Consider the following 16,490-nt stretch of genomic DNA (forward strand, 5'->3'; position numbering starts at 1 on the left):
AGCCGCGCTGGCCCGTCGCTGCGCGCGGACCGGCCCTTGGCCGGCAAGCCCCGGTCTTCGTCGCCGTCGCGTGGCAGGATGCCGTGGTGCCCGCTTTCCCGAGGCCTGCCCCTTTCGCCGTGCGCGGCTGGTGCCCCGATGCCTGGTGTCCGATGCTGGCGGGCGACGGGCTGATCCTGCGCGTGAAGCCGCGCCGCGCACGCCTCCTGCGCGCCGATGTCGAACTGCTGTGCGATCTTGCGGGCCGGTTCGGCAACGGCGCGATCGACCTCACCAACCGCGCCAACCTCCAGATCCGGGGCCTTCGCGAGGCGGATATGGCGGAGGCGCTGGCACTGCTGGTGGAGCGGGGGCTGGTCGATCGCAGCCCTGATAGCGAACGGCGGCGCAATGTGCTCGTCGCGCCGGATTGGACCGAGGGTGACGATACCGCGCGGCTGGTGGACGAACTCATGGCGCGGCTGGATGAGCTGCCCGACCTGCCCGGCAAGATCGGCTTTGCGATAGACCTCGGTGCGGCCCCCATCCTGACCGGGGTTTCCGCCGATTTCCGGCTGGAGCGGGCTTCGGACGGGGCCGTGCTGCTGCGTCTGGACGGCCGGGCGACGGGCCTTGCCGTCGCTCTGGATGAGGCCGTGGATCGCATCTTGGAACTGGCGCGCTGGTACGCCGGGAGCGGCGCTGTCGCCGCCGGTCGCGCCCGGCGCTACGAAGGCCCGCTGCCGGACTGGGCGGAAGGTTCCCTGCGCCCGGCGACGCCGCGCCTGCCGTTATCGCCCGGAGCCGGTTCGTCGGAAGGGACCGTCCGGGGCCTGCCATTCGGGCGCACCGATGTGCAGGCATTGTCCCGATTGATGACCGTGACGGGCGCCGAGGCCCTGCGGGTGACACCGTGGCGGGCCGTCGTGACCGAGGGCGGCAGCGCGGACGCGGTGGACGGGTTCCTAACCGACCCCGGCGATCCCCGCCTCTCGGCCGATGCCTGCCCCGGTGCGCCCGCTTGCCCGCAGTCCACCGTCGAGACCCGGGCGCTGGCCGGTCGCCTGGCACCTTACGTTTCCGGCCGACTTCACGTCTCGGGCTGCGCGAAGGGCTGCGCGCGGGCAGCACCGGCCGATGTCACTATTACCGGACGCAGCGGCGCGTTCGACCTTGCTTTCCAGGCGCGTGCCGGCGATCCGCCGGTCCTTTCCGGCCTGACCCCGGAGCGCCTGCTCGCCCATTTCGGAGCTTACTGATGGCATATCTCTACGAGAAAGACGGCGCGGCGATCTACCGGGAGTCCTTCAGGACGATCCGGGCCGAAGCCGATCTCGCGCGCTTCGCGCCGGTCGAAGAGCGGATCGCCGTGCGCATGATCCATGCCGCGGGAATGGTGGACCTTGCCGCGCATATCCGCTTCTCGCCGGGCTTTGCCGAAGCGGCGGTCGCGGCGCTGGAGCGCGGCGCGCCGATCCTCTGCGATGCGCGGATGGTGGGCGAGGGGATCACCCGCGCGCGCCTTCCCGCCGGAAACGCCGTGATCTGCACGCTTCAGGACCCGCAAGTACCGGATCTGGCGCGGGACATGGGCAATACCCGCTCCGCCGCGGCGCTGGAACTCTGGCGGCCACATCTGGAGGGCGCGCTGGTCGCGATCGGCAATGCGCCGACGGCGCTGTTCCATCTGCTGAATATGCTGGAGGACCCCGCCTGCCCGCGCCCGGCGGCGATCATCGGCTGCCCGGTCGGCTTCGTCGGCGCGGCGGAGTCCAAGGCGGCCCTGTGGGAGGTGCAGCCGGTGCCGTGCTGCGTGGTCGAGGGACGTCTGGGCGGCAGCGCCGTGACCGTGGCGGCGGTCAACGCCATCGGGAGCCGTGCGGAATGACTATCGGCACCGTTCACGGCGTCGGGCTGGGGCCGGGCGCGCAGGACCTGCTCAGCGTGCGGGCCGACCGGCTGGTGCGCGGCGCCCGCCACGTCGCCTATTTCCGCAAGGCCGGAAGGCCGGGACAGGCGCGCCGGATCGTCGAGGGCATGCTGCGGGAAGACGTGGTCGAATTCGCGATGGAATATCCGGTGACCACGGAAATTCCCCTTTCCGATCCGCGCTACAACGACTGTCTGGCCGAATTCTACGCGCGCTGTACCGCCCATCTCGATGCGCTGGCCCGCGCGGGCGAGGACGTGGTGGTGCTCTGCGAGGGAGATCCGTTCTTCTACGGTTCGTTCATGCACCTCTACAGCCGTCTGGCGGGATCGGTGCCGGTGGGCGTGGTGCCGGGGATCACCGGCATGTCGGGCGCCTGGACCGCCTGCGGCACGCCGATGACCTGGGGCGACGACGTGCTTACCGTCCTCACCGCGACTTTGCCGGAGGAAGACCTCGCCCGCCGCATCCGCGATACCGATGCGCTCGTGGTCATGAAGATCGGCCGCAATCTCGCCAAGCTGCGCCGCGCGGTGGCGCTTGCCGGGCGCGAGAGCGAGGCCTGGCTGGTGGAACATGCGGCAATGGCCGAACAGCGGGTGACGCCGCTAAGCGAAGCGAGCGAAGTGACGCCTTATTTCTCGATCCTGCTGATCCATGGCCAGGGTCGGCGGCCATGAGTGCGGCGGAGAACGGCGGCTGGGTGGCCGTGGTCGGTCTCGGGCCGGGCAGCGAGGCGCAAGTCACGCCCGAAGTCACCGCCCTCTTGGCCGAGGCGACCGATGTGGTGGGTTACGCGCCCTATGTCGCCCGCGTGGCCCCGCGCGAGGGGCTGGTGCACCACGCCAGCGACAACCGCGTCGAACTGGAGCGGGCCGCCCATGCGCTGTCGCTGGCGGCGGAAGGGCGGCGCGCGGTCGTCGTGTCCTCCGGCGATCCGGGGGTCTTCGCGATGGCCTCGGCCTTGTTCGAGGCCTGGGAGCAGGGGCCGCCCGCCTGGCGGGACCTCGATATCCGCATCCTGCCCGGCATCACCGCGATGCTCGCCGCGAGCGCGCGGGCAGGGGCGCCGCTCGGGCACGATTTCTGCGCCATCAACCTTTCGGACAACCTGAAGCCCTGGGCGCTGATCGAGCGGCGGCTGCGGCTCGCGGCGGAAGCCGATTTCGCGATGGCCTTCTACAACCCGCGTTCGAAGGCGCGTCCGGACAGCTTCGCGCGCGTACTCGATATCCTGCGCGAGACCTGCGGGCCGGAGCGGCTCATTCTCTTCGCCCGCGCCGTCTGCACGGCGGAGGAGCGGCTGGAGATCGTCCCCCTGGCCGAGGCCCGCCCCGAGATGGCCGACATGCGGACGATGGTGATCGTCGGGTCCAGCACCACGCGGCTGGTCGAGCGCGGCCCCGGCAGCGCGCGGCCTCCCGTGCTCTACACGCCGAGGTGGGCGGGCTCATGGGCGGAATGACCCAGCCAGTCCATCACTTCGCCGATCTCGTGGACGGTCGCGCGGGCGGGTATGAAGGGGCGGTCGATCATCAGCACCGGCAGGCCGAGCCGCCGTGCCGCGACGATCTTGGCCTCGGCCCCCGTGCCGCCCGCATTCTTGCAGACGATCAGGTCGATGCCGTGCTCCTGCATGAGCCGCATGTCGCCCTCCACCGTGAACGGCCCGCGATCGACGACGAGGCGGTGGTCCGGCAGTGCGGGCGGGACATCCGGACTGTCCACGAAGCGCAGCAGATAGCGGTGCTGCGGCTGGGCGGCAAAGGTCTCCACATGCATCCGTCCGAGCGCAAGCATCACGCGGCGCGCGGGGCCGGAGAGGGCGGTTACGGCAGCAGCGATGTCCGGCACGCCGTGCCAGCGATCGCCGGGAAGGGGCTGCCACGCCGGACGGGTCAGGGCGAGCAGCGGCACGCCTGCGGCTTGCGCGGCGGCAACCGCATGGGCGCTCATCGTCGCGGCGAAAGGATGGGTCGCGTCGATCAAGTGGGTCACGCGGTGGTCGCGGACATAGCGCTCCAGCCCGGCAACCCCTCCGAAGCCGCCGACGCGGACCGGGATCGGCTGGGCGCGCGGGTTCGCCGTGCGTCCGGCATAGCTCAGCGTGGCGGTGAGGCCCCGTTCCGCCACGGCGGCGGCCAGCGCGCTGGCTTCGCCCGTGCCGCCGAGGATCAGGATATGCTCCATGTCTGACGTTCTCCAGAAGCCGTGGCTCACGATCGTCGGCCTGGGCGAAGACGGGATTTCCGGCCTGTCCGAGGCGGCCCGAGCCGCCTTGGCGGAAGCCGAAGTGGTGACCGGCGCCGTGCGGCATCTCACGCTGCTGGGCGACCTGTTGTCGGGGCTTAGTGCGGAATGCCGGCCATGGCCAGTGCCCTTCGCCGACGGTGTGGCGCCTCTCCTGGCGCTGCGGGGGCGGCGGGTGGTCCTGCTGGCCTCCGGCGATCCTTTCTGGTTCGGTGCGGGAACGGTGGTGACGCGGGAACTCGCGCCCGGCGAATGGACCGCGCATCCGGGGGCTTCGACATTCGCGCTCGCCGCCGCGCGGCTGGGCTGGGCGCTGGAAGCGACGCTCTGCATGGGGGTCCACGCCGCGCCGCTCGCGCGCCTGCGGCCCCATCTGGCGCCGGGCGTGCGGGCGCTCGTGCTGCTGCGGGACGGCACGGCGGTTCACGAGCTGGCGGACTATCTCTGCGCGCAAGGCTTTGGGGAATCCGCGCTCGTCGTGCTGGAAGCGCTGGGCGGCCCGCGGGAACGAGTGCGGCAGGCGACGGCGGCGGGCTTCGGCCTCACGGATATCGCCCATCCGGTGGCGGTGGCGCTGACTTGCGCCGGAGCGGGCCGCGTAGTGCCTTGCGCCTCGGGGATCGACGACGACTGGTTCGACCATGACGGCCAGATCACCAAGCGCCCGGTGCGGGCGCTGGCGCTGTCCGCCCTCGCGCCGCGGCCCGGCGAGACCTTGTGGGACATCGGCACGGGTTCCGGCTCGATCGCGATCGAATGGCTGCTATCGGGGCGGGACCTGAAGGCTCTGGCCTTTGAGCGGGACCCGCAGCGCGCCCTTCGCGCTCGCGCCAATGCCGCGGCGCTCGGTGTGGACCATCTTGAGGTCGTCGAGGGACCGGCGCCCGAAGTCCTCGACGGGCAGCCGCAGCCCGATGCGGTGTTTATCGGCGGCGGACTGTCGCTGCCGCTGGTCGAGCGGTTGCGGCAATTGCGGGCCGGAACCCGGCTGGTCGCCCATGCCGTCACGCTGGAATCGGAAGCGCTGCTGGTGCAGTGCCAGTCCGAAATGGGCGGCAGCCTGCTGCGCATCGAACTGGCGCAATCGGCACCGCTCGGCAACAGGCGCGGCTGGAAGGCCCATTATCCGGTGGTGCAGTGGAGCGTCACGCTGTGATCGTGGCGGGCTTCGGTTTCCGGACAGGCGCGGCGCCGTCCTCGCTGCGCGATGCTTTCGCGATGGCCTGTGCCGATTGCGATAGTGCCGGGGTCACGGCTCTGGCCGCTCCCGCTGACAAAGTGGCGCCTCTCGCATCGCTTGCAGCCGAATTGAGCCTGCCGGTCATCGCCGTCGCACCCGAGGCGCTTGAACGGGTGTCTACCACCACGATCTCTCCCGCCAGCATCGCCGCGCGCCGCACCGGCAGCGTGGCCGAGGCCGCCGCGCTGGCGGCGGCAGGTCCCGGCGCCCGCTTGCTTGCGGCCCGCCGCGTTTCGTCCGACCGCATGGCGACTTGCGCCATTGCCCAGAGGATTTCGACATGACCGTTCACTTCATCGGCGCCGGTCCCGGCGCGCCCGACCTCCTGACCCTGCGCGGGCGAGACCTGATCGCCGCCAGTCCGGTCTGTCTCTATGCCGGTTCGCTGGTGCCTGCCGCCGTGCTCGACCATTGTCCGCCGGGTGCGCGCATCCTCAACACCGCGCCGATGGACCTCGATGCGATCATCGCCGCCATCGCCGAGGCCCACGGCGAGGGCCACGACATTGCCCGCCTCCATTCGGGCGATCTCTCGATCTGGTCGGCCATGGGCGAGCAGATCCGCCGCCTGCGAGAACTCGGCATCCCCTTCACGGTTACGCCGGGGGTCCCTGCCTTCGCTGCCGCCGCCGCTGCGCTGGAGGCGGAACTGACGGTGCCGACGATCGCCCAGTCGCTGGTGCTCACCCGCACCTCCGGGCGGGCCAGCGCCATGCCGGAAAGCGAGAGCCTGACCCGCTTCGCCGCGACCGGCAGCACCCTGGCGATCCACCTTTCGATCCATAACCTCGCGAACGTCGTCGCGGAGCTTCTACCCCAGTACGGACCGGATTGCCCGGTCGCGGTGATCTGGCGGGCAAGCTGGCCGGACGAGCGGATCGTCCGCGCGACCCTTGCCACGGTCGTAGCGGCCGTCGACGGCAGCATGGAGCGGACCGCGTTGATCCTGGTCGGGCCGGGGCTGGACCCGGATGCGGGCGCGGAAGCGCGCAGTCGCCTCTATGCGCAGGACTACGATCGCCGTTTCCGGCCGCAGTCGGCGGAATCGCGGTTCGCCGGAGAGCCGGGTTGAGGACGGCGACATGATCGATCTCGACCTGATCGGCATCGGCACCGGCAATCCGGAGCACCTGACGCTCGCCGCGATCCGGGCTATGAACGAAGCCGACCTGATCCTCCTGCCGCGCAAGGGCGATGCCAAGTCCGACCTGCTCGATCTGCGGCGGACGATCTGCGGCGCCGTGCTGACGGGCACGACGCGGATCGTGGAATTCGACTTGCCGGAACGCGACGGCGATGCGGCCTATCTGGATGCGGTGGACGACTGGCACCAGGCCATTGCCGGGGTCTGGACCAGCCAGATCGCGGCTCATCTGCCGCAGGGCGGCAGGCTGGCGCTGCTGGTCTGGGGCGATCCCTCGCTCTACGACAGCTCCCTGCGTATCGCCGAGCGGCTGCTGGCCGCTGGGACCGCGCTGAACGTGCGGGTCGTGCCGGGGATCACCAGCATCCAGGCGCTGACAGCGGCCCATGGCATCACCCTCAACACGCTCGGCGCCCCGGTCACGATCACGACCGGCCGCAGGCTGCGCCGGGACGGGTGGCCGGAGGGCAGTGATACGCTGGTCGTCATGCTCGATGCCGCCTGCGCCTTCGACACGTTGCCGATGGAGGACACGCATATCTGGTGGGGCGCCTATCTCGGCATGGAGCAGAAGTGCCTCATCGCCGGGGCGCTGGGCGAGGTCGCAGGAGAGATCGTTCGGCGCCGGGCGGAGCTTCGTGCCGAAAACGGCTGGATCATGGATGTCTACTTGCTGCGCCGGACGGTTAACGCATTGTGAAACGCAACTGAAATTGCATGTTTTGCAATTGTGCTGCACCGCAGCATACTGCATAGGGAACGGGCCTTTCAGGCATCCTCTCCCAAGACTTTTCCAAGCCGGCCCTTGTGGTCGGCTTTCTTTTTGTCTGCTTTCCGCGCGGGATAGGCATTTGCCGGCGGTTTCATGCTTTCTTCGTCATTGCGAGCGCAGCGAAGCAATTCAAGGGCGGTTTACGCTGCTCTGGATTGCTTCGCTGCGCTCGCAATGACGAGGAGGATTGGACTTTCAACGCCAAAGGGGCGCAAGACCGCGAAGTCCTACGCCCCTTCCTGCATTCTCCCGAAGGAGAACTGTTGTAGCTCTCAGGCGCCCTGCGGCGTGACGCTGCCCGAAAAGCGGCGTCCGGCCTTGGGGATCGACGAGCCGGTCAGCGGACGCGGGGCGCCGGGGCCGCGCGGTTCGCTGGGACGGTCGATATGGCCGGTCTCGATGAGCTGGTTGATCTCGTCGCCGGAAAGCGTCTCGTATTCGAGCAGGGCCTGGGCCAGCGCTTCGAGCTGCTCGTTGTAATCGCTGAGCAGCTGCGTGGCGCGGGCATGGGCATTGTCGATCAGGATGCGGATTTCCGCGTCGATCAGCTTGTTGGTCTCGCTCGAACCCATGGTGCGCTGCGTGCCGCCCATGCCGAGATAGCCTTCCTGGCTTTCCTCGTACTGGATCGGGCCGAGCTTGTCGGACATGCCCCACTTGGTGACCATGTTGCGGGCCAGGCTGGTGGCATACTGGATGTCGCCCGAGGCGCCCGAGGACACCTTGTCGTAGCCGAAGATCAACTCTTCCGCCACGCGGCCGCCCATCGCGACCGACAGGTTCGCGAGCATCTTGTCGCGGTGGTACGAGTAGCTGTCGCGCTCCGGCAGGCGCATGACCATGCCCAGCGCACGGCCGCGCGGAATGATCGTCGCCTTGTGGATCGGGTCCGAAGCCGCCTCGTGCACCGAGACGATGGCATGGCCGGCCTCGTGATAGGCGGTCATCTTCTTCTCGTCGTCGGTCATGACCATGGAGCGGCGTTCCGCGCCCATCATGACCTTGTCCTTGGCGTCCTCGAACTCCTGCATGGCCACCAGGCGCTTGTTGCGGCGCGCGGCGAGCAGGGCGGCCTCGTTCACGAGGTTGGCGAGATCGGCACCCGAGAAGCCCGGCGTGCCGCGCGCGATCACGCGGGCATTGACGTCGGGTGCGAGGGGCACCTTCTTCATGTGCACGGCGAGGATCTTCTCGCGGCCCTCGATATCGGGCACCGGCACCACGACCTGACGGTCGAAACGGCCGGGACGCAGCAGCGCGGGATCGAGCACGTCGGGGCGGTTGGTCGCCGCGATGATGATGATGCCTTCGTTGGCTTCGAAGCCGTCCATCTCGACCAGCAGCTGGTTCAGCGTCTGCTCGCGCTCGTCGTTCGAATTGCCGAGGCCGTGGCCGCGATGACGGCCGACCGCGTCGATTTCGTCGATGAAGACGATGCAGGGGGCGTTCTTCTTGGCCTGTTCGAACATGTCGCGCACGCGCGATGCACCAACGCCGACGAACATCTCGACGAAGTCCGAGCCAGAGATCGTGAAGAACGGCACGCCTGCCTCACCGGCGATGGCGCGGGCGAGCAGGGTCTTGCCGGTGCCGGGCGAGCCGACCAGCAGCGCGCCCTTGGGGATCTGGCCGCCCAGCTTCGAGAAGCGGGTGGGATCGCGCAGGAACTCGACGATTTCCTCCAGCTCCTCGCGCGCTTCGTCGATGCCCGCGACGTCGTCGAAGGTGACGCGGCCCGAACGCTCGGTCAGCATCTTGGCCTTGGACTTGCCGAAGCCCATCGCGCCCGAGCCGCCGCCCTTCTGGACCTGACGCAGCGCGAAGAAGGCGATGCCGACGATCAGCAGGAAGGGCAGGGTCTGCGCGAGGATGTAGACCAGCAGGCTGCCTTCCTCGGGCGTCTTGCCGGCATACTGCACGCCGCTCTGCTGGAGCAGCGGGGCCAGCGTGGTGTCGTTCGGCACGGGGACGGTACGGAACGAATCGCCGTTCTTCATCTTGACGTCGATGCTGTCCTGCCCGACTTCGACGCTCTGGACGCTGCCTTCGGCAACTTTGGCGCGGAAATCGGAATAGGCGATCATCGGCCCGCCTTCCGTGCGGGTGTTGAACATCGACACCACGATCAGGAGTGCCAGGAAGATGCCGCCCCATACGAGCAGGCTCTTGACCCAGGGATTGCCGTTGGGCTGGTCGTCGTTCATCTTAGGAAAAACCGTCCTTTCGCCCGCCAATGTAGGGTGGGGCGCCTGAATCGCAAGTTTGCATAGCCAGTCAGTGTAATCGTTTCGGCCTTTCGTGTCCGTTCGAAAATGTGAACGCGCCGATTTCCGTTCCTGCCGGGCTGCTGCATCAACAGCCTGTGGATTAATATCGTTCCCCTGTTCGCTTGCTGGCGGGGGGCGAGATGGGGCATGTTGTATCCCCTCATGTCCCAACAAGCCGCCATTGCCCTCGCACCCGAGGCCGAAGCCCGCAGCCTGCCCGCCAACGTCGAGGCCGAAGCTGCATTCCTGGGCGCCGTCCTGATCGACAACCGGGTGATCGAGGAACTGCAGACGCAGCTTTCGCCGACCCATTTCTACGAGCCGGTCCACGCCCGCATCTACGAGCGCATCCTTCAGCTGCTCGATCGCAAGGCGGTGGTGACGCCCGTTACCCTGCGCCCCTATTTCGAATCGGACGAAGCGCTGAAGGCGCTGGGCGGCGTGGCCTACCTGGCCCGCCTCACCGCCGACGGCCAGGGCCTGCTGGCCCCGCGCGAACTCGCAGACCAGATCTACGACCTCGCCCTGCTGCGCGAACTGATCTCGGTAGGCCGCAATCTCGTGGCCGAGGCGATGGACACCTCCGAATCGGTGGAACCGATGGAGCAGGTGGAACGCGCGGAAGCGGCGCTCTACAAAGTGGCCGAAGGCGCTTCGACCGCGAACGAGGCCAAGAGCTTCGCCAGCGCGACCCGCACCGCGATCAGCGCGATCGAGAAGGCGTTCAATTCGGGCGGTCACATCTCCGGCAAGACCACCGGCCTCAATTCGGTCAACGGCAAGATCGGTGGTCTGCACGATTCCGACCTTATCATTCTTGCCGGTCGTCCCGGCATGGGCAAGACCTCGCTCGTCACCAATATCGCCTTCAACGCCTCCGACCGGCTCCAGCGCGATCTGGCCGACGGTATCCCGGTAGAGAAGTCGGTCGGCGCCGCAACCGCCTTCTTCAGCCTCGAAATGAGCGCCGACCAGCTCGCCACGCGTATCCTGGCCGAGCAGTCCGGCATCAGCTCCGAAGCCCTGCGCATGGGCAAGATCAGCCGCGAGGACTTCCAGCAGCTGTCCTTCGCCAGCCAGCGCCTGGCTGAACTGCCGCTCTATATCGACGATACGCCGGGCCTCACCATTGCCGGCCTGCGCGCCCGCGCGCGCCGTCTCAAGCGCCGCCACAACATCGGCCTCGTCATCATCGACTACCTGCAGCTTCTGCAGGGTTCGGGCCGCGCCAACGACAACCGCGTGAACGAAATTTCCGAAATTTCGCGTGGCCTCAAGACGCTCGCCAAGGAACTCCACGTTCCGGTGATCGCGCTCTCGCAGCTTTCGCGTGCGGTGGAATCGCGCGAGGACAAGCGGCCGATGCTCTCCGACCTTCGCGAATCGGGCTCGATCGAGCAGGACGCCGACATGGTCTGGTTCGTGTTCCGCGAGGACTACTATGCCAAGGGCGCCGAGCCGCGCGAACCGGGCGACAACGATCCGCCTGACGTCCACGCCAAGTGGAACGAGTGGCGCGAGCACATGGAGCGCGTCACCGGCCTGTCCGAACTGATCATCGCCAAGCAGCGCCACGGCGCCACCGGCAAGGTGCGCCTGCGCTTCGAGGCGCGGATCACCAAGTTCTCCGACCTCGCCGACGACGACATGCGCGCGGCCTTCGAAAGCGACTGATCTTCCCGCATAAAGGGAGGCCCAATAAAGGACAGGGATGAGCGACCAGAAAGTGCTGCTCCTCGCCGGTGGCAGCGGTTCGATCGGCAGTGCCGTGGCCCGTCAGGCCCTGGCCCATGGCTGGAAGGTCGCTCTCCATGGGCGCACGCAGGAAAAGGTCGCCGCGCTCGTCACCGGGCTGTCCTATCTCGGCACGATCGACGGCTTCATCGCCGACATCTGGGACGAGGGCGCGGCCGAGACGCTGATTGCCGAAGTGGGCGAACAGTACGGCCGGATCGACGCCGTGATAGACTGCGTCGCCACCGGACCGCTCGGCATCACCGGCCTGCTCCCGGAAACCGCGCCCGAGACCTTCGGAGACTTCCTCAATGTCTCGGTGGGCTGGGTGGAGCGACTGGCGCTGGCCAGCTACGGCTTCCTTGAGACGCAGGGCGGCACCTTTATCGCGTTGGTTTCGGACGCCGGGATCTACGCGGCACCGCGCCAGAGCCTGATCGGCGCGGCACGGGCGGGAACCATCGGCTTCATCCGCAACTTCGCCCTCGAAGCCGCCCGTGACGGCATCCGCGCCCACGCCCTCTCCACCAGCTTCGTCGAAGGCAGCGAAAGCGCTATCCGCATGGGCGCGGAACGCATGGCCCGCGCGGCGCGCAAGGCAGGGCTGGGGTTGCCGAGCGCCGACGATATCGCACCGCTGGCGCTGTTCCTGTGCTCGGACGGGGCGGCGAAGATCACCGGGCAGGTTATCAGTGTGAATGGTGGTTTGAACGCTTGAAGGGGGAAGAAGGTTAAGCAGGGGCCATCGCCCCTGCACCCCGTTACTGTCGATGTCGGGCGCCACCTATTCGTCGTGCGCTCATGGCGGCGTCGGGAGACTAATGGCTGCGCCGCAGGGAGCGCACAACGGATAGATCGCGCACGAGGTCGACATTCCGAGGGTCTGGGGGATCATCCCCCAGGACTTAATTTCTTTCTGAACGCCCCAAGCCTCTGAACAGCTTCATCAAGTACGCTATCCGGCTTGGTGAAGCAGAACCGGACGAGATGCTCGGGCACTTCATCGCCCTGATAGAGCGCGGAGACCGGCACTGTCGCCACCCCTGCCTCCAGCACGGCGCGTTCGCTGAAGGCGCTGTCCTTGAGGGCGATGCCCGAGGCTGCGAGATCGACGGTCAGGAACCACGTCGCCGCATTGGGGAGCACGGCATAGCCCGCCTCGGTCAAGCCCGCCTTCAGGCGCGCGCGGGAGGCGGCCCATTCCGCGCGCTGTTCGTCCAGCACCGCATCGGGCAGCGACAGGCCTTCGGCGACGGCCCATTGCAGCGGCACGGCGGTCGAGAACGTCAGGAACTGGTGGGCGCGGGAGAGGGCCGTTGCTAGGTGTCCTTCGGCGATCATCCAGCCGATCTTCCAGCCAGTGAGGCCGAAGATCTTGCCTGCGGAACCGATCTTCACCGTCCGTTCGGCCATGCCGGGAAAGCTCATGAGCGAGCGGTGGGGCTGGCCGTCGAAGCGCACGTCTTCCCAGACTTCGTCGCAGATTGCGATCAGGTCATGCTCTACGCAGACCTTCGCGACCGCGGCCAGTTCCTCGTGGCTGGCGACCGTGCCTGCGGGATTGAGCGGGTCGTTGAGCATCACCGCACAGGTCCGGGACGTGACGGCTGCCGCCAGCGCCTCGGCAGAGTAGCGGAAATGGGGCGGCGAGAGCGGGATCGAGACGGGAATGCCGCCCGCGCGGCGGACGAGCGGCGCATAGGCATCGTAGGCGGGTTGGAACAGGATCACCTCGTCGCCCGGCGTTACGAAGGCGAACACGGCCGCGGCCAGCGCCTCGGTGGCGCCGGACGTGACGGTTACCTGCTCGGGCGAGAGCGACAGTCCCTGCCGACGGGCATAGTAGGCGCAGATCGCCTCGCGCAGTTCGGGAAGTCCGGCGCCCGGCGGATACTGGCTGGACCTTTCGTGGAGCGCGCGGTTTGCCGCTTCGATCAGGGCGGGCGGCGGCGGGCCGTCGGGGAAGCCTTGCCCGAGGTTGATCGCGCCGTGCTCGCGGGCGAGCGCCGACATGCGGTCGAACACGGTGCGTTCCATGTTCGCGTAGACCGGATGGATGCGGCGGGCTGTTTTCATTCGATTGCCTTACGTTCTCGGTGTCGGAATTCATTTTGGACGAACCGTTCCGGAGGGCAAGTAGGTGGGCAGCGGCGGGAACTGCGGCCCGTATCGCGCGTCTTTGCCTTTGCGGAGACATGCCGACTTCCCCGCAAAGCGAAAGACTTGCCCGACGTGAACCGACCCGCCCGTTTTCCGACCCGGTTTCTCGAACGGTTTCCGCTGATTCCCGAACGTCCGCTGGTGAGGTATGGCGCTACCGTCGCGCTGTGCCTGCTGGCGTTCTGGATACGCTGGGTTCTCGACGAGGCTTTTCCGCCGGGCTATCCCTACCTGACGTTCTTCCCGGCGGTGATCCTCTCGTCTTTCCTGTTCGGGCCGCGTCCCGGCATCGTGGCGGCACTGATCTGCGGGCTTTTCGCGTGGTGCGTGTTCATCCCTCCGCGCTTCGGCTTCGCATTCGATTACAGGACGCTGGTGTCGCTGGCGTTCTATCTGGGCGTGGTCGTCGTCGATATCGCGCTCGTTCACCTGATGCAGCGCGCCAATGCCCGGCTTCACCTGGCGCGGGAAGAAGTGCGCAAGCTGGCGGAGGAGCGCGGCGTGCTGGCCGAGCGCACCGAACTGCTGTTCCAGGAGCTTCAGCACCGCGTCGGCAACAATCTCCAGATGATCGGTGCAGTGCTCTCGCTCCAGATGCGGGGGCTGGAGGAACCCATCGCGCGCCGCGCCATCGCCAATGCGGCCGGGCGGCTTCAGGTCATCGGTCGCATTCAGCGCCGGCTTTATCAAACGGACGGGGAGCTGGTGCCGCTCGATCGTTTCGTTCACGACCTGTCGGAGCAGGTCATGGATTCCAGCGGGCGGGAGACCATCGTCTGCCATGTCGCCGTCGAATCGGGCATCGTCCTGCGCCCGGACGCGGCCGTTCCGGTGGCGCTGATCCTGTCCGAGGCGATCGCCAATGCGCTGGAGCACGGGCTAGCCACGCAGGACAGCGGCCTGATCCGCATCGACGTGCGCCGTCACGGGGAGGAAGTATCGCTCACCGTCGAGGACGACGGTATCGGTCTCCCGCCCGGTTTCGAGCCGGACCAGGCCGAATCGATCGGCCTCAGGATTTCGCGCGTGCTCAGCCGCCAGCTCGAAGCCCGGCTGATTCTGGAGAACGTCGCGCCGGAATCGGGCCGGAGCGGCGCCCGCATGCGCCTGCACCTGCCGCCCTGCCGTGTCGCAGCGGCAGGGCAGGGCGGTCGATGACGGCGAAAATCGGGCTTTTACCGGATTTTCGCGAAGACTCTCCCTTGCGACCCCATGCTGCGAACGCGTAAAGAGCAAGGGAACATGTCCGATCCGCGCATCTCCCATATCGAACTGGACGACGCGACCATCCTGTGGCGCAACGCCGATATCGAGCAGGAACGGCGCATCGCCATCTTCGACCTTATCGAGGACAATGTCTTCAAGCCGGTTCGCGCCTTCGAGTCCGGGCACGAAGGGCCTTACCGACTGAAGCTTTCGGTTCGCGACGGGCGTCTCTCGCTCGACCTTGGCGACGAGGAGGGACAGGCGCTGGAAACGATGGTGCTGGGCCTCGCGCGGTTCCGCAGGCCGGTACGGGAATATTTCGCCGTCTGCGAGAGCTACTACCAGGCGATTCGCAAGGCCTCCGCGCAGGAAATCGAGACGATCGACATGGCCCGGCGCGGCATTCACGATGCGGCGGCGGAACTGCTCCTCGAACGGCTCGACGGCAAGGTCGAGACCGATCACCCCACTGCACGCAGGCTGTTCACGCTGATCTGCGTCCTGCATATTCGCGGCTGAGGGGGCTTTTCGAAATGGCACGCAGTTCCGGGAAAGGCTCGGCCGCAAGGACGCGCGCGCGCATCCTTTGGCGAATAGCCGCCGTGCTGCTGCTTTTGGCGATGGCGGCAGGCGCCTGGGGCTGGTGGTACTTGCGCCACTGGACGCCCGAACGCGCGATCTACCCCGTGCAGGGGGTCGAAATCGGTGCGGCCGACGGCGAGGTGAACTGGAAGTCGCTCAAGGCCGTGGGCGTGGACTTCGCCTATATTGACGCCAGCGCAAGCGTCAGCGCCTTCGCCCGCGATCCGCGCTTCGTCGCGAACTTCGTGGCGGCGAAGGCGGCGGGCCTGCAAGTCGGCGCCGTCCATCGCTACGATCCCTGCCAGCCGGCGGACATGCAGTCGGGCAACTTCGTGACCACCGTCCCGCGCGACGCGGCCTTGCTGCCGCCTGCGATCGACCTCGACATCCTGGCCGACGGCTGCCCGACCAACGTCTCCGACGCCAAGGTCGAGAGCGAGTTGATGACCTTCATCAACCAGATCGAGACCCACGCCGGAAAGCCGGTGATCCTCAAGGTCAGCCGCGCCTTCGAACAGCGCTATCGCATCGCCGCCAAGCTCGACCGCAATCTCTGGCTGGTGCGCGACCGCCTGCTGCCGGACTACGGCGGCCGCCCCTGGTCGCTGTGGACGGCCAACCAATCGCTGTCCAACGAGATTGCCCAAGGGGGCCTGCGCTGGGTAGTGGTGCAGCCATGACTTTCAGCACCCAGCAGCGCGACGCCCTGATCGCCGCCGCCCGCGAGGCCGCCACGCGCGCCTATGCGCCCTATTCGAAATTCCATGTCGGCGCCGCGCTGCTGCTGGCGGACGGCTCGGTCGTCACCGGCGCCAATGTCGAGAACGCCAGCTACGGCCTCTCGCTCTGCGCCGAGACGGTCGCGGTGTCGGGCATCCTGTCCTCGGGCACCTTCCGCGAACAGAACGGCAAGCTGGAGGCCGTCGCCGTGACCGGCGGCGCGCCGGGCGCGGCGGGGCAGGGCGATACCGTCACCCCTTGCGGACGTTGTCGCCAGATCCTGAACGAGATCGCGCAGATCGGCGGCACCGATCCGGTCGTCTGGTGCGACGGCGCCGAGGGCGTGCTGGAAACGCGCCTGTCGGAACTGCTGCCCCACGCCTTCGGACCGGCGAACCTCCTGTAATCGGCGGGTGATCCGCAGGATGTCGAAGCCCGCGTCGTTTCGGAGCGACGCGGCAAGGCATCGCTTCGTCGGAATCCTATTGTCAACTTAAACGGTTGAG

Annotated in this window: 17 protein-coding genes; 14 read left to right on the forward strand and 3 right to left on the reverse strand. The window is 67.8% G+C overall.

Going from position 1 to position 16,490, the window contains the following annotated elements:
- Nucleotides 1-86: 86 nt before the first annotated feature.
- Genes V7066_RS12415 through cobJ form a run of 4 tightly spaced genes read left to right on the forward strand, consistent with a single transcriptional unit; the run spans nt 87 to nt 3,374 of the window.
- Nucleotides 87-1,238 carry a cobalamin biosynthesis protein CobG gene (locus V7066_RS12415; protein ID WP_334183352.1) on the forward strand — a complete coding sequence of 384 codons (1,152 nt, stop codon included), beginning with the start codon at nt 87-89 and terminating at the stop codon, nt 1,236-1,238.
- Nucleotides 1,238-1,867 (forward strand): precorrin-8X methylmutase, encoded by a 630-nt coding sequence (locus V7066_RS12420; RefSeq protein ID WP_334183353.1) that lies wholly within the window; start codon nt 1,238-1,240, stop codon nt 1,865-1,867. Before V7066_RS12415 ends, V7066_RS12420 begins: the two co-directional genes overlap by 1 nt.
- A complete protein-coding gene (gene cobI / locus V7066_RS12425; RefSeq protein WP_334183354.1) occupies nt 1,864-2,589 on the forward strand; it encodes a precorrin-2 C(20)-methyltransferase in 726 nt (241 codons plus the stop codon). The genes V7066_RS12420 and cobI overlap by 4 nt, the downstream gene beginning before the upstream one ends.
- A complete protein-coding gene (cobJ, locus tag V7066_RS12430; RefSeq protein ID WP_334183355.1) occupies nt 2,586-3,374 on the forward strand; it encodes a precorrin-3B C(17)-methyltransferase in 789 nt (262 codons plus the stop codon). Before cobI ends, cobJ begins: the two co-directional genes overlap by 4 nt.
- Here the strand turns inward: cobJ and V7066_RS12435 are convergent.
- Nucleotides 3,338-4,099 (reverse strand): cobalt-precorrin-6A reductase, encoded by a 762-nt coding sequence (locus V7066_RS12435; protein ID WP_334183356.1) that lies wholly within the window; start codon nt 4,097-4,099, stop codon nt 3,338-3,340. The genes cobJ and V7066_RS12435 overlap by 37 nt on opposite strands.
- On the opposite strand from V7066_RS12435, the gene cbiE reads away from it, so the two are divergent.
- From cbiE to cobF, 4 genes are read left to right on the forward strand one after another with little or no spacing between them, the layout of a single operon-like run.
- Nucleotides 4,098-5,315 (forward strand): precorrin-6y C5,15-methyltransferase (decarboxylating) subunit CbiE, encoded by a 1,218-nt coding sequence (gene cbiE, locus V7066_RS12440; RefSeq protein WP_334183357.1) that lies wholly within the window; start codon nt 4,098-4,100, stop codon nt 5,313-5,315. The genes V7066_RS12435 and cbiE overlap by 2 nt on opposite strands.
- A complete protein-coding gene (locus V7066_RS12445) occupies nt 5,297-5,683 on the forward strand; it encodes a cobalamin biosynthesis protein (RefSeq protein ID WP_334183358.1) in 387 nt (128 codons plus the stop codon). The genes cbiE and V7066_RS12445 overlap by 19 nt, the downstream gene beginning before the upstream one ends.
- The gene (gene cobM, locus V7066_RS12450) at nt 5,680-6,471 is read left to right on the forward strand and encodes a precorrin-4 C(11)-methyltransferase (protein ID WP_334183359.1); all 792 of its coding nucleotides are present in this window, start codon (nt 5,680-5,682) and stop codon (nt 6,469-6,471) included. The genes V7066_RS12445 and cobM overlap by 4 nt, the downstream gene beginning before the upstream one ends.
- Before the next feature lie 10 nt (nt 6,472-6,481).
- Complete coding sequence (gene cobF, locus V7066_RS12455) at nt 6,482-7,243, forward strand: precorrin-6A synthase (deacetylating) (protein WP_334183360.1); 762 nt, start codon at nt 6,482-6,484, stop codon at nt 7,241-7,243.
- A gap of 344 nt (nt 7,244-7,587) precedes the next feature.
- On the opposite strand, the gene ftsH is transcribed toward cobF, so the two are convergent.
- A complete protein-coding gene (gene ftsH, locus V7066_RS12460) occupies nt 7,588-9,519 on the reverse strand; it encodes an ATP-dependent zinc metalloprotease FtsH (RefSeq protein ID WP_334183361.1) in 1,932 nt (643 codons plus the stop codon).
- Nucleotides 9,520-9,744: 225 nt separating this feature from the next.
- Between ftsH and V7066_RS12465 the strand changes: the two genes are divergently transcribed.
- Nucleotides 9,745-11,256 (forward strand): replicative DNA helicase, encoded by a 1,512-nt coding sequence (locus tag V7066_RS12465; protein WP_334183362.1) that lies wholly within the window; start codon nt 9,745-9,747, stop codon nt 11,254-11,256.
- Nucleotides 11,257-11,293: 37 nt separating this feature from the next.
- Complete coding sequence (locus tag V7066_RS12470) at nt 11,294-12,034, forward strand: SDR family NAD(P)-dependent oxidoreductase (RefSeq protein WP_334183363.1); 741 nt, start codon at nt 11,294-11,296, stop codon at nt 12,032-12,034.
- A gap of 173 nt (nt 12,035-12,207) precedes the next feature.
- Here V7066_RS12470 and V7066_RS12475 read toward each other — a convergent pair whose 3' ends face one another.
- Nucleotides 12,208-13,392, reverse strand: a complete 1,185-nt coding sequence (locus V7066_RS12475; RefSeq protein WP_334183364.1) for an aminotransferase — start codon at nt 13,390-13,392, stop codon at nt 12,208-12,210.
- A 156-nt stretch (nt 13,393-13,548) separates the two neighbouring features.
- Here V7066_RS12475 and V7066_RS12480 point away from each other — a divergent pair, with 156 nt between their 5' ends.
- The 4 genes from V7066_RS12480 (at nt 13,549) to V7066_RS12495 (ending at nt 16,390) form a co-directional block, all read left to right on the forward strand.
- Nucleotides 13,549-14,634, forward strand: coding sequence for a sensor histidine kinase (locus V7066_RS12480; protein ID WP_334183365.1), 1,086 nt, complete (start codon nt 13,549-13,551; stop codon nt 14,632-14,634).
- An 84-nt stretch (nt 14,635-14,718) separates the two neighbouring features.
- Nucleotides 14,719-15,201, forward strand: a complete 483-nt coding sequence (locus V7066_RS12485) for a UPF0262 family protein (protein WP_334183366.1) — start codon at nt 14,719-14,721, stop codon at nt 15,199-15,201.
- A gap of 14 nt (nt 15,202-15,215) precedes the next feature.
- Nucleotides 15,216-15,944: a glycoside hydrolase family 25 protein gene (locus V7066_RS12490; protein WP_442947325.1), complete on the forward strand. Its 729-nt coding sequence runs from the start codon at nt 15,216-15,218 to the stop codon at nt 15,942-15,944.
- Complete coding sequence (locus tag V7066_RS12495; protein WP_334183367.1) at nt 15,941-16,390, forward strand: cytidine deaminase; 450 nt, start codon at nt 15,941-15,943, stop codon at nt 16,388-16,390. The genes V7066_RS12490 and V7066_RS12495 overlap by 4 nt, the downstream gene beginning before the upstream one ends.
- Nucleotides 16,391-16,490 lie beyond the last annotated feature (100 nt).

Origin of the sequence: Novosphingobium sp., assembly GCF_036820275.1 — a bacterium.
Lineage (GTDB): Bacteria > Pseudomonadota > Alphaproteobacteria > Sphingomonadales > Sphingomonadaceae > Novosphingobium.

Excerpts from the sequence above, each read along its gene's own strand:
- V7066_RS12420 (WP_334183353.1), top strand. The coding sequence starts at position 1,238 with ATGGCATATCTCTACGAGAAAGACGGCGCGGCGATCTACCGGGAGTCC.
- cobI (WP_334183354.1), top strand. The coding sequence starts at position 1,864 with ATGACTATCGGCACCGTTCACGGCGTCGGGCTGGGGCCGGGCGCGCAG.
- cobJ (WP_334183355.1), top strand. The coding sequence starts at position 2,586 with ATGAGTGCGGCGGAGAACGGCGGCTGGGTGGCCGTGGTCGGTCTCGGG.
- cbiE (WP_334183357.1), top strand. The coding sequence starts at position 4,098 with ATGTCTGACGTTCTCCAGAAGCCGTGGCTCACGATCGTCGGCCTGGGC.
- V7066_RS12435 (WP_334183356.1), bottom strand. The coding sequence starts at position 4,099 with ATGGAGCATATCCTGATCCTCGGCGGCACGGGCGAAGCCAGCGCGCTG.
- cobM (WP_334183359.1), top strand. The coding sequence starts at position 5,680 with ATGACCGTTCACTTCATCGGCGCCGGTCCCGGCGCGCCCGACCTCCTG.
- cobF (WP_334183360.1), top strand. The coding sequence starts at position 6,482 with ATGATCGATCTCGACCTGATCGGCATCGGCACCGGCAATCCGGAGCAC.
- ftsH (WP_334183361.1), bottom strand. The coding sequence starts at position 9,519 with ATGAACGACGACCAGCCCAACGGCAATCCCTGGGTCAAGAGCCTGCTC.
- V7066_RS12465 (WP_334183362.1), top strand. The coding sequence starts at position 9,745 with ATGTCCCAACAAGCCGCCATTGCCCTCGCACCCGAGGCCGAAGCCCGC.
- V7066_RS12470 (WP_334183363.1), top strand. The coding sequence starts at position 11,294 with ATGAGCGACCAGAAAGTGCTGCTCCTCGCCGGTGGCAGCGGTTCGATC.
- V7066_RS12475 (WP_334183364.1), bottom strand. The coding sequence starts at position 13,392 with ATGAAAACAGCCCGCCGCATCCATCCGGTCTACGCGAACATGGAACGC.
- V7066_RS12485 (WP_334183366.1), top strand. The coding sequence starts at position 14,719 with ATGTCCGATCCGCGCATCTCCCATATCGAACTGGACGACGCGACCATC.
- V7066_RS12490 (WP_442947325.1), top strand. The coding sequence starts at position 15,216 with ATGGCACGCAGTTCCGGGAAAGGCTCGGCCGCAAGGACGCGCGCGCGC.
- V7066_RS12495 (WP_334183367.1), top strand. The coding sequence starts at position 15,941 with ATGACTTTCAGCACCCAGCAGCGCGACGCCCTGATCGCCGCCGCCCGC.